Annotated in this window: 11 protein-coding genes; 8 read left to right on the forward strand and 3 right to left on the reverse strand. The window is 73.4% G+C overall.

Translation table 11 applies throughout. The features are described from left to right. Positions 1–178: 178 nt before the first annotated feature. From NCC78_RS19820 to ahcY, 6 genes are all read left to right on the forward strand, one after another. Complete coding sequence (locus NCC78_RS19820; RefSeq protein ID WP_250796183.1) at positions 179–1,564, forward strand: phosphomannomutase/phosphoglucomutase; 1,386 nt, start codon at positions 179–181, stop codon at positions 1,562–1,564. 62 nt (positions 1,565–1,626) lie between these two features. After that, complete coding sequence (locus NCC78_RS19825) at positions 1,627–1,812, forward strand: Trm112 family protein (RefSeq protein WP_250796184.1); 186 nt, start codon at positions 1,627–1,629, stop codon at positions 1,810–1,812. Next, positions 1,809–3,005: an SIS domain-containing protein gene (locus NCC78_RS19830; protein WP_250796185.1), complete on the forward strand. Its 1,197-nt coding sequence runs from the start codon at positions 1,809–1,811 to the stop codon at positions 3,003–3,005. Before NCC78_RS19825 ends, NCC78_RS19830 begins: the two co-directional genes overlap by 4 nt. Next, positions 3,002–4,003, forward strand: coding sequence for a cation diffusion facilitator family transporter (locus tag NCC78_RS19835; RefSeq protein ID WP_250796186.1), 1,002 nt, complete (start codon positions 3,002–3,004; stop codon positions 4,001–4,003). The genes NCC78_RS19830 and NCC78_RS19835 overlap by 4 nt, the downstream gene beginning before the upstream one ends. Before the next feature lie 3 nt (positions 4,004–4,006). Then, on the forward strand, positions 4,007–5,170 hold the full coding sequence (manA, locus tag NCC78_RS19840) for a mannose-6-phosphate isomerase, class I (protein ID WP_250796188.1): 1,164 nt from the start codon (positions 4,007–4,009) through the stop codon (positions 5,168–5,170). Between the two features lie 306 nt (positions 5,171–5,476). Continuing rightward, positions 5,477–6,976, forward strand: coding sequence for an adenosylhomocysteinase (gene ahcY, locus NCC78_RS19845; protein WP_250796189.1), 1,500 nt, complete (start codon positions 5,477–5,479; stop codon positions 6,974–6,976). A gap of 133 nt (positions 6,977–7,109) precedes the next feature. Here the strand turns inward: ahcY and NCC78_RS19850 are convergent, their stop codons facing one another. The 3 genes from NCC78_RS19850 to NCC78_RS19860 are packed head-to-tail and all read right to left on the reverse strand — an operon-like array spanning position 7,110 to position 8,580. Then, positions 7,110–7,268: a hypothetical protein gene (locus NCC78_RS19850; protein ID WP_250796190.1), complete on the reverse strand. Its 159-nt coding sequence runs from the start codon at positions 7,266–7,268 to the stop codon at positions 7,110–7,112. Continuing rightward, entirely contained in the window at positions 7,265–8,137 is an 873-nt protein-coding gene (locus tag NCC78_RS19855; protein ID WP_250796191.1) for a tetratricopeptide repeat protein, read from the reverse strand. The genes NCC78_RS19850 and NCC78_RS19855 overlap by 4 nt, the downstream gene beginning before the upstream one ends. After that, a complete protein-coding gene (locus NCC78_RS19860; protein ID WP_250796192.1) occupies positions 8,134–8,580 on the reverse strand; it encodes a hypothetical protein in 447 nt (148 codons plus the stop codon). The genes NCC78_RS19855 and NCC78_RS19860 overlap by 4 nt, the downstream gene beginning before the upstream one ends. 256 nt (positions 8,581–8,836) lie before the next feature. On the opposite strand from NCC78_RS19860, the gene efeO reads away from it, so the two are divergent. Next, complete coding sequence (efeO, locus tag NCC78_RS19865) at positions 8,837–9,967, forward strand: iron uptake system protein EfeO (RefSeq protein WP_250796193.1); 1,131 nt, start codon at positions 8,837–8,839, stop codon at positions 9,965–9,967. Beyond that, on the forward strand, positions 9,964–11,268 hold the full coding sequence (gene efeB / locus NCC78_RS19870; RefSeq protein WP_250796194.1) for an iron uptake transporter deferrochelatase/peroxidase subunit: 1,305 nt from the start codon (positions 9,964–9,966) through the stop codon (positions 11,266–11,268). The genes efeO and efeB overlap by 4 nt, the downstream gene beginning before the upstream one ends. Positions 11,269–11,354 lie beyond the last annotated feature (86 nt).

Here is an 11,354-nt window from a genome sequence, read left to right on the forward strand (position 1 = left end):
GCCGCCCCGAGTTCGGCGCCGCCCGCGTCCGGTCGGCCCGGCACCCCGCCCCCGGCCGACCCGGACGGCGGCGACCACACCGCGTTCATGCCCCGGCTCCCTGGCTGAGCGGGGCCGCGCCGCGCCCCTCCGATACGCTCGGGGGCGTTGACGACCTGCGGCGCAAGGAGCGAGACCGGTGTCTGATCTGTCCCAGATCGTGAAGGCCTACGATGTTCGTGGGACGGTGCCGGACCAGTGGGACGAGCGCGCCGCCGAGGCCCTGGGCGCGGCCTTCACCCAGGTGCTGAACGCCGCCGGCGAGCCCGGCGAGGCGGTGCTCGTCGCGCACGACATGCGTGCCACCGGTCCCGCCCTGGCCGCCGCCTTCGCCGCCGGCGTACGGGCCGAGGGGCGCTCGGTGATCGAGTTGGGGCTCGGCTCGACCGACATGCTCTACTACGCCTCGGGCTCGCTCGGCCTGCCCGGCGCGATGTTCACCGCCAGCCACAATCCCGCTCAGTACAACGGCATCAAGATGTGCCGCTCCGGCGCCCGCCCGATCGGGCAGGACAGCGGGCTGACAGACATCCGCGACCGCGCGCAGGCCATGCTGGACTCCGGCGCGGACCGCCCGGCCGGGAAGCCGACCTCGCCGGCCGAGCGGCGTGACCTGCTGCCCGACTACGCCGCCTACCTGCGCAAGCTGGTGGATCTCTCCGGCATCCGTCCGCTGAAGGTGGTCGTTGACGCCGGCAACGGCATGGGCGGCTACACCGTGCCGACCGTGCTCGGCGACGCCGCCCTGCCGGCGCTGCCGCTGGAGATCGTGCCGCTCTACTTCGAGCTGGACGGCACCTTCCCCAACCACGAGGCCAACCCGCTGGATCCGGCCAACCTGGTCGACCTGCAACGCGCGGTGATCGAGCACGGCGCCGAGATCGGGCTGGCCTTCGACGGTGACGCCGACCGCTGCTTCGTGATCGACGAGCGCGGCGAGCCGGTCTCGCCGTCGGCGATCACCGCCCTGGTGGCGGCCCGCGAACTGGCCAAGCACCCCGGCTCGACGGTGATCCACAACCTGATCACCTCCAGCGCGGTGCCGGAGATCATCCGTGAGCACGGTGGCGAGCCGGTCGTCGCCCGGGTAGGGCACTCCTTCATCAAGGCGGAGATGGCCCGGACCAACGCCATCTTCGGCGGTGAGCACTCGGCGCACTACTACTTCCGGGACTTCTGGTTCGCCGACACCGGCATGCTCGCCGCCATGCACACCCTCGCCGCCCTGGGCGAGCAGTCGCTGCCGCTGTCCGTGCTGGCCGGCGAGTACGAGCGGTACGTCGCCTCGGGTGAGATCAATTCCACGGTGGCCGACCAGGCCGCGAAGGTGGCCGAGGTGCGGGCCGCGTACCCGGAGGCGGAGGCCGACGAGCTGGACGGGCTCACCCTGCGCTTCCCGGACGGCGCCTGGTTCAACCTGCGTGCCTCCAACACCGAGCCGCTGCTGCGGCTCAACGTCGAGGCGCCGGACCGGGAGCGGATGACCTCGCTTCGCGACGAGGTGCTCGACCGGGTTCGCCGATAAGATCGCCTGCGCCGGTCGGCACCGCCGACCGGTGACACCGCATACGTGGAAGGAGCCGCGCCGTGGCCCTGGACCCGCAGTTGCTGGAAATCCTCGCCTGCCCGGACACGCACCACGCCCCGCTGGACTACGACGCGCAGGCGCAGACGCTCACCTGCACCGAGTGCGGCCGGATCTTCGAGGTCCGCGACGACGTGCCGGTGCTGCTGCTGGACGAGGCCCGCGGCGGCCCCACGGAGCGGTCATGATCGACGGAACGGCCGGGGTCAGCGGCCGTCGCGACCCGGACGAGGCCCTGCTCGACAACCCGGACGCGCTCGCCGAGCACGACCCGGGCGGCATGCTGCGGCACACCGCCTCCGCCGGCGCGCAGGTCCGTGAGACGGCCGCCTTGGCCGCCGAGGCCAACCTTCAGGTGCTCGCCGACGAGGGACGGCCGCGCGCGGTCGTCATCGCCGGCATCGGCACCGCCGGACGTACGGGGGACGTGCTGGCCACGGTCGCCGGGCCGCGCTGCCCGGTGCCGGTCATCCCGCACCGCAGCGCCGGCGTGCCCGGCTGGGTGGGCGCCGCCGACGTGGTGATCGCGGTCAGCGCCTCCGGTCGCAGCCCCGAGGCGCTGGGCGCCGCGGAGGCCGCGCACCGGCGGGGCGCCCGGCTGGTCGCCGTGGGCGCACCGGATTCGCAGTTGCAGTCCGTGGCCGAGCGGGCCCGGGCGCCGTTCATCCCGGTGCCCCGGCGCGCCCCGGCCCGGGCCAGCCTTTGGGCGCTCACCGTGCCGGTTCTGCTGGCCGCCCGTACGCTCGGGCTGGTGAAGGTCAACGAGGCGGATCTGGCGGAGACGGCGGCGCGGCTCGACGCGGACGCCGACCGCTGCCGCCCGACGGCGGAGTCGTTCGTCAACCCGGCGAAGTCGCTCGCGCTGGGCCTGGCCGGCTCGGTCCCGATCGTCTGGGGCTCGTCGCCGCTGGCCACCGTCGCGGCCCGTCGCTTCGGTGACACCCTGTCGGCCAACGCCCGCTATCCCGTGGTCAGCGGCGCGCTCGGCGAGGCCGGCCGGGGTCGGGTCGGTCTGCTCGACGGCGTCTTCGGCGGCCTGGTCGAGGGGGCGCGGGACATCTTTGCCGACCCCGACGAGGAGGAGCCGAGCGGCACCCGGCTGCGGTTGGTGCTGCTGCGCGACGGCGGCCTGAACGCCGACGAGGACACCGACGAGCCGGTCGCGGTCGAGGAGCGCCGCGCGGAGGCGGTGCAGACCCTCGCCGAGCGGCGGGGCGTGCGCTGCGACGTGGTGACCGCCGAGGGCGGCTCCGCGCTGGAGCGGCTCGCCTCGCTGATCGCCGTGCCGGACTTCGCCTCGATCTACCTCGCGCTCGCCCACGGCCTGGACCCGATGGCGGTCCCGGCGATCACCGAGATGAAGGAGCTGTCGAACCAGTGAGCGCAAATGGCGGGACGAAGGCGATCATCGCCGCCCTGCTGGCCAACGTCGGCATCGCCGTCACCAAGTTCATCGCGTTCCTGCTGACCGGCTCGTCGTCGATGCTGGCCGAGTCGATCCACTCGGTCGCCGACTCGGGCAACCAGGGACTGCTGCTGCTCGGCGGCAAGCGGGCCAAGCGGGAAGCCACCCCGACGCACCCCTTCGGCTACGGCCGGGAGCGCTACATCTACGCGTTCATCGTGTCGATCGTGCTGTTCAGCGTCGGTGGCCTCTTCGCGCTCTACGAGGCGTACCACAAGTGGTCGCACCCGGAGGGCATCACCGCGTGGCAGTGGGTGCCGGTGACCGTGCTGGTGGTGGCCATCGGGATGGAGACCTTCTCCTTCCGTACCGCCATCGTGGAGTCCAACCTGGTCCGGGGCAACCAGTCCTGGGTGAAGTTCGTCCGGCGGGCCAAGGCGCCCGAGCTGCCCGTGGTGCTGCTGGAGGACCTGGGCGCGCTGGTCGGTCTGGTCCTCGCGCTGCTCGGCGTCGGCATGACGCTGATCACCGGCAACGGCAAGTGGGACGCGGCCGGCACGGCGGCGATCGGCGTGCTGCTGGTCGTCATCGCGATCATCCTCGCGATCGAGACCAAGAGCCTGCTGCTCGGTGAGGGTGCGGAGACGCACGACGTCGCCGCGATCGAGAAGGCGATCACCGAGGGCTCCGAGGTCGAGCGGATCATCCACATGAAGACGCTCTACCTCGGCCCCGAAGAGCTGATGGTCGCGGCGAAGATCGGCGTGTCGGCGCGCCACAGCGCCGAGGACCTGGCCCGCGGCATCAACACCGTCGAGGCCCGGATCCGCGCCGCCGTTCCCACCGCCCGCGTCATCTACCTGGAGCCGGACATCTACAGCGCCGCCGCGGAGCAGGCGGGCACCGGGAGTGCCGCGCACACCGCCGTGCCGGGATCCGAGCCGGGCGGGGTCGCCGGGCGGCCCGGGAGCTGATCGGTGGAGCTGCTCTACGGGCCGATCAGGGACTACGCCTGGGGGTCCCGCTCGGCGATCGCCGAGTTGCAGGGGCGTCCGGTGCCGAGCGACGGCCCGGAGGCCGAGCTGTGGCTGGGCGCCCACCCGGGCGGTCCCGCGACGGTCGACCGCGATGGTGACCGGGTCAGCCTGACCGAGCTGCTGCTCGCCGAGCCGGAACACTGGCTCGGCGAGCGGGTGCTCGGCCGGTTCGGCACCCGGTTGCCGTTCCTGCTGAAGGTGCTCGCCGCGGACGCGCCGCTGAGCCTGCAGGCGCATCCGGACGCCGAGCAGGCCCGGGCCGGTCACGCCGCCGACGCCGTACGTCCGGACGGGCACCGTAACTACGTCGACCCGTACCACAAGCCGGAGCTGCTGGTCGCGCTCTCGCCGATGGAGGCGCTCTGCGGCTTCCGGGACCCGGCGGTCTCGGCGGAGGTGCTCGCCGCGTTCGGCGTACCGGCGTTGGCGCCGGTGCTGGCCGCGTTGCGCACCGGGCCGGCGGGGCTGCGCGACGCCGTACGCCTGCTGCTGAGCTGGCCCGCGGCGGAGCGTGACGGGCTGGTGGCGGCCGTGGCGTCGGCGCTGGTCGACGGGGCGGACGCGGAGCTGGTCCGCCAGTTGGCCGCCGCCTATCCGGGCGACCCGGGGGTGCTGGTGGCGCTGCTGCTCAACCGGGTGCGACTGGCGCCCGGGGAGGCGATCTGGATGCCGGCGGGCAACCTGCACGCCTACCTGCGGGGCACCGGCGTGGAGATCATGGCGGCCAGCGACAACGTGCTGCGCGGTGGGCTGACCCCGAAGCGGGTGGACGTGGAGGAGTTGCTCCGGGTGCTGCGCTTCGAGGTGCTCATCGACCCGGTGGTGCCCGCCCTGGAGGTGGCGCCGGGGGTGGCGACGTGGCCGGTGCCGGTGGAGGATTTCGCGCTGCACCGGGTGACGGTGGGCGGGGGGCTGCCGGAGGTGACGCTGTCGGTGCCCGGGCCCCGGGTGGTGCTCTGCCGCGGCGGTGAGCTCTCGGTCGACGACGGGACCGGCGCGGTGGCGCTCGCGCCGGGGCAGGCCGCGGTCGGCACCGCCGCCGCCGGGCCGTTGTGCGTCTCCGGCGCGGGCGAGGCGTACGTCGCGAGCTGCGGACTGCGCTGAGCCCGGTCCGCGGCGGGCACTGAGTCCGGGGCGCCGTCGGCTGGGGCAAGTCCGACTTTCCCGGAATGGCTTGACGCTGCGTTGACCGAGTGTGACTCTATGAGTGCGCAGCGTTATCGCGACGACGGTCCGAGAACGCGCGGGGAACCAAACCGGGGGGATGCACGGGGCGGCCGGCTGGTGGACGGAAAGTCCGTCCATGACCGACCGCCCCGTGCGCTGTCCGCCGTCGACCGCTCCGCGCGCCGTCAGCGGGCGCGCGTAAGGTGGAAGGTCGCGCAGCACAATCGTCCGACAGGAGCTTCCATGACCAGCACCCTCCCGGCGTCCGCCAGCGGCACGCCGTCCGAGGCCCGGCCGAGCACCCTCGCCGAGGGCGACTACAAGGTGGCGGATCTGTCGCTCGCCGAGTTCGGGCGCAAGGAGATCATGCTCGCCGAGCACGAGATGCCCGGCCTGATGGCGATCCGTCGTGAGTTCGCCGACGCCCAGCCGCTCGCGGGCGCCCGTGTCACCGGGTCGCTGCACATGACCATCCAGACCGCCGTCCTGATCGAGACCCTGGTCGCGCTCGGCGCGCAGGTCCGCTGGGCGTCCTGCAACATCTTCTCCACCCAGGACCACGCCGCCGCCGCGATCGTCGTCGGCCCGACCGGCACCCCCGAGTCCCCGGCGGGCGTCCCGGTCTACGCGTGGAAGGGCGAGAGCCTCCAGGAGTACTGGTGGTGCACCGAGCAGGTGCTCACCTGGCCCGACGGGCACGGCCCGAACATGATCCTCGACGACGGCGGCGACGCCACCCTGCTGGTGCACAAGGGCGTCGAGTTCGAGAAGGCCGGCGTCGTGCCGCCGGTCGAGTCCGCCGACTCCGAGGAGTACGCGGTCATCCTCGAAGTGCTGCACCGCTCGCTCGGCGAGGACGGCCAGCGCTGGACCCGGATCGCCGCCGGGATCAAGGGCGTGACCGAGGAGACCACCACCGGCGTGCACCGCCTCTACGAGATGCACCGCGCCGGCACCCTGCTCTTCCCGGCCATCAACGTCAACGACTCGGTGACCAAGAGCAAGTTCGACAACAAGTACGGTTGCCGGCACTCGCTGATCGACGGCATCAACCGGGCCACCGACGTGCTCATCGGCGGCAAGATGGCGGTCGTCATGGGCTACGGCGACGTCGGCAAGGGCTGCGCCGAGTCGCTGCGCGGCCAGGGCGCCCGGGTCGTGGTGACCGAGGTCGACCCGATCTGCGCGCTCCAGGCGGCGATGGACGGCTACCAGGTCGCCACCCTGGACGACGTGGTCGAGCAGGCGGACATCTTCATCACCGCCACCGGCTGCTTCAACGTCATCACCAACGAGCACATGGCCCGGATGAAGCACCAGGCCATCGTCGGCAACATCGGCCACTTCGACAACGAGATCGACATGGCCGGCCTGGCCAAGCGCTCCGACGTCGAGCGGCTGAACATCAAGCCGCAGGTCGACCTGTGGCGTTTCGCCGACGGGCACGCCGTCATCGTGCTCTCCGAGGGTCGCCTGCTGAACCTGGGCAACGCCACCGGGCACCCGAGCTTCGTGATGTCGAACTCGTTCGCCAACCAGACGATCGCCCAGATCGAGCTCTTCACCAAGACCGAGGAGTACCCGACCGGCGTCTACGTGCTGCCGAAGCACCTGGACGAGAAGGTCGCCCGGCTGCACCTGGGCGCGCTCGGCGCCAAGCTGAGCACCCTGACCAAGGAGCAGGCCGCGTACCTCGGCATCTCCGTGGAGGGCCCGTTCAAGCCGGAGCACTACCGCTACTGATCCGACGCGTTCCCACCGGGCCGGCCGCGCACGCGGCCGGCCCGGCGCACGTTCGGGGCCGGACGACGGTGTCGGCGGGGCGGGTCGGCTCACCGGACCGACCAGGCCCGAGCGGGACGGGCGCGGCGGCGGGTCAGTCCGGGTGGGAGCGGCGGCGGGCCGGGCGGATCCAGGTCCAGACGCACCAGGCGAGCCAGGCCAGCGAGACCACGGTGGCCAGCGTGCGCAGCCGCAGCGCGCTGAGCAGCAGCACCACCGCGAGGACGGCCAGCCACGGCCCGAAGGCCCTCACGACCGCCACCGGCCGAGCACCAGCCGGCGCGCCACCGACGGGGCCACCCACGACCAGACGCAGACGACCAGCCAGCACAGGCCGAAGAGGCCGGCGAGCAAATCCAGCCCGGCGAGGTTGAGCACCACGACGACGCCGACGGCGAGCAGCCAGGTGCGGAACGTCCCCAGCCGGTAGAGCGGTCGCAGCGGCAGCAGCAGCGGGTGGGCGTGGACCCGGGACTCCCAGGCGGCCTCGGCGTAGTCGGCGTCGGTCGGGTCGTGCGCCAGCGCCTGACCGAAGGCGCGGTGGGCCGTGCCGACCCGACCGCGCCGGGAGGCGGCGACGCCGTGCAGGGCGAGCGCCACCGGGTGGCTCGGCCACGCCCCGAGGAACTCCCGGGCGATCCGCTCGGCGGCCCGGTCGTCGCCCCGGGCGTACGCGAGCTGGAAGCGGGAGGAGAAGACGGGCGGGGCGTCCGGCGCCAGGGCCGCGGCCCGGGCGACCAGGCGTTCGGCCTTGTCGGTCTGGCCCACGGCGCAGCAGAGGTCGGCGTACTGGCAGAGCAGCCAGGGGCTCTGCGGCGCGATGGCCAGCGCGTCGAGCAGCGCACGTTCGGCCGGGGCGTACTCCAGGCGGTGGCGCAGCGCCAGACCGAGCCGGCCGAGCAGTTCGGCGTCCGGGCCGCATTCGGCCAACCCCTGCCGTACGACGGCGACGACGTCGTCCCAGCGGTCCAGTTCGGTCAGCGCGGCGGCCCGCAGCCGGAACGCGGCGGTGCCGGTGGCCGCGCCGGCGGGGAGCCGCCCCAGCTCGTCCAGGGCCTGCTCCGGCCGGTTCAGCTCCAGCAGGTGGGCGACCCGGGAGAGCTGGGCGTCGGGGGCGCTCACGCGGCGGCCAGCAGGAGGAGCAGCGCGGCCTCGGCGAAGCCGAGCACCAGCACCGCGGCGATGCCCGGGCCCCAGAGTGACGCCGGCTCGCCGCCGCGCAGCTCGTACGCCCGGTACCGGCCCTTCTGAGTGGCGGAGACCGCCAGCCAGACCAGCCCACCGGCCAGCGCCCCGATCCACCGGCCGGGGCGTTCCGTGCCGGCGGCGCCCGCCGAGAGGGTGACCACCACCCGGGCGACCAGCCCGGCCACCCCGGCGCCGAGCACGGTCAGCGTGGCCCGCCGGGGCAGCCCCAGGCGGCCCGAGTTGACCAGGGCGAGCACGGTGACCGCGGTCGGGCCGCCGAGGACGGCGGGGAAGAACAGCGACTGCGGGCGCCATGGTGGACGTCGCACCTCGTACGCCGCCGGCGCGATGGTGGGGGTGAACAGGTCGTCGGCCACGGTGGTCCTGTCTGGGGTAGGGGCGAGCCGGATCCTGCCACAGCGACCCGCCGGTCGAGGCCCCGGTGACCGTCGCGACGCGGCGTGCGCGCTCGGGGGAGTGACGTCGTCGGCGATGGACTTGACGAGCCCGCCACGTCAGGAGGAAGGTATGCCTGCCCTAAGTTATGGCAGGCAACCCTAAGTAGGGCATGGATGTTCGCGACTCACGGGCCGTCGCGGCGCGCCTGACCGTCCCACGAGGAGAACAGCTCTGATGCGTACCACCTGTTTCCTGGCGCTGGCCGCCGCCGGCGTGCTCGCCACCGCCGGCGTGACCGGTTGCAGCGACCGCGCGGAGCAGGACGACAGCGCCGCCGGCCCGATCACGGTCAAGGCCAGCGACACGGCCTGCGAGGTCGGCCGCACCGACCTCAGCGCCGGCACGGCGACCTTCGCGGTCACCAACTCCGGCGCCAAGGTGACCGAGTTCTACGTCTACGCCGCCGGTGACCGGGTGATGGGCGAGGTGGAGAACATCGCCCCCGGACTGAGCCGTGAGCTGCGCGTCGAGCTGCCCGCCGGGACGTACGAGACGGCGTGCAAGCCGGGCATGATCGGCAAGGGCATCCGGGGCGCGCTGAAGGTCAGCGGGTCCGCCGCGCCGCTCACCCAGGACGCCGCGCTCGCCGGGGCCACCGAGAACTACCAGCGTTACGTGCGCAGCCAGACCGCCGCGCTGCTGACGAAGACCGAGGAGTTCGTGGCCGCGGTCAAGGCCGGCGACGTGGCGAAGGCCAAGGCGCTCTACCCGGTGGCCCGCACCTATTGGGAGCGGATCGAGCCGGTCGCGGAGATCTTCGGCGACCTCGACCCGAAGATCGACGGTCGGGAGGAGGTCATCGAGGAGGGCATGGAGTTCACCGGCTTCCACCGGATCGAGAAGGACCTCTGGACCACCGGGAACATCAGCGCCGACGGCCCGATCGCCGACCGCCTGCTCGCCGACGTCAAGGAGATCGTGGCGAAGGCGAACGCCGAGAAGCTCTCCCCGCTCCAGCTCGCCAACGGCGCCAAGGAACTCCTCGACGAGGTGGCCAGCGGCAAGATCACCGGCGAGGAGGACCGCTACTCGCACACCGACCTGTGGGACTTCAACGCCAACCTGGAGGGCTCGAAGGCCGCCGTCGCCGCACTCCGCCCCGCCCTGGAGCAGCGCTCCCCGGAACTGGTCACCCAGCTGGACACCGAGTTCGCCAACGTCGAGGCGCTGCTCGGCAAGCACCGTGACGGCGACGGCTGGAAGCTGCACACGGCGTTGAACAAGACCGAGCTCAAGGAGCTGTCGGACGGCATCAACGCCCTCGCCGAGCCGATCAGCAAGGTGGCCGCGGTCGTCGCCCGATGACCGCCGCCGAAGAGTCGATGACCGAGCAGAACGCGAAGCGGCTGTCCCGGCGGCGGGTGGTCGCCCTGGCCGGCGCCGGGGTGGCCGGGGTCGCCGGAGTGGCCGCCGGGACGGGCGCGCTGCTCCGGGGCGCGGCGGAGCCCGCCCGCGCCGGCGACACCGCCGGGGCGGTGCCGTTTCACGGCGAACACCAGGCCGGTATCACCACGCCCGCCCAGGACCGCCTGCACTTCGTCGCCTTCGACGTGGTCACCAAGGACCGCGCCCGGCTGGTCGAGCTGCTCCAGGAGTGGACGGCCGCGGCCGCCCGGATGACCGCCGGCCGCGACGCCGGGGTGATCGGCGCGGTCGGCGGCGTTCCGGAGGCCCCACCAGACGACACCGGTGAGGCCCTCGGCCTGCCCCCGTCGCAGCTGACCCTCACCGTCGGCTTCGGCCCGACCCTGTTCCGCGACGCGCAGGGGCGGGACCGGTTCGGCATCGCCGACCGGCGGCCCGCCGCCCTGGCCGAGCTGCCCCGCTTCCCCGGCGACGCGCTGCGCCCCGAGCTCTCCGGCGGGGACCTCTGCGTCCAGGCCTGCGCCAACGACCCGCAGGTGGCCGTGCACGCCATCCGCAACCTGGCCCGCATCGGCATGGGCGTGGTGAGCGTCCGGTGGTCGCAGCTCGGCTTCGGCCGCACCTCGTCGACGTCGCGGGACCAGGCCACGCCGCGCAACCTGTTCGGCTTCAAGGACGGCACCGCCAACCTCAAGGCCGAGGACGCCGCACTGCTCCGCGAGCAGCTCTGGGTGCAGCCGGGCGACGGGCCGGACTGGATGACCGGCGGGTCGTACCTGGTCACCCGCAAGATCCGGATGTTGGTCGAGACCTGGGACCGGACCTCCCTGGCGGAGCAGGAGGAGATCGTCGGGCGGACCAAGGGCGCCGGCGCGCCGATCGGCCGCACCGGCGAGTTCGACGAGCCGGACTTCGCCGCCACGGGCGAGGACGGCCAGCCGCTGATCGCCGAGCGCGCCCACGTGCGGCTGGCCCATCCCAGCCGGAACGACGGCGCCCGCCTGCTGCGCCGGGGCTACAACTTCGTGGACGGCTCGGACGGCCTGGGCCGGCTCGACGCCGGGCTCTTCTTCATCGCCTACCAGCGGGACCCGCGCCGGCAGTTCGTGCCGGTGCAGACCCAGCTGGCCCGGCACGACGTGATGAACGAGTACCTGCGACACGTCTCCAGCGGCCTCTTCGCCTGCCCGCCCGGGGTGCGCGACGGCGGCGACCACTGGGGACGGGCGCTCTTCGCCTGAACCCGGTCAGCCGCCGGACCTCTCGGCGGTGGCCGTCGCCGGTCGTACCGCCGGTTGGGCCCGGCCCGGCACGGGTGGCGCGGGGC

The sequence above is a fragment of the Micromonospora phytophila genome (assembly GCF_023656545.1).
Classification (GTDB): Bacteria; Actinomycetota; Actinomycetes; order Mycobacteriales; family Micromonosporaceae; genus Micromonospora; species Micromonospora phytophila.

Bases quoted from the DNA above. Each gene is read 5' to 3' on its own strand.
- NCC78_RS19830 (WP_250796185.1), top strand. From the start codon at position 1,809: ATGATCGACGGAACGGCCGGGGTCAGCGGCCGTCGCGACCCGGACGAG.
- ahcY (WP_250796189.1), top strand. From the start codon at position 5,477: ATGACCAGCACCCTCCCGGCGTCCGCCAGCGGCACGCCGTCCGAGGCC.
- efeO (WP_250796193.1), top strand. From the start codon at position 8,837: ATGCGTACCACCTGTTTCCTGGCGCTGGCCGCCGCCGGCGTGCTCGCC.
- efeB (WP_250796194.1), top strand. From the start codon at position 9,964: ATGACCGCCGCCGAAGAGTCGATGACCGAGCAGAACGCGAAGCGGCTG.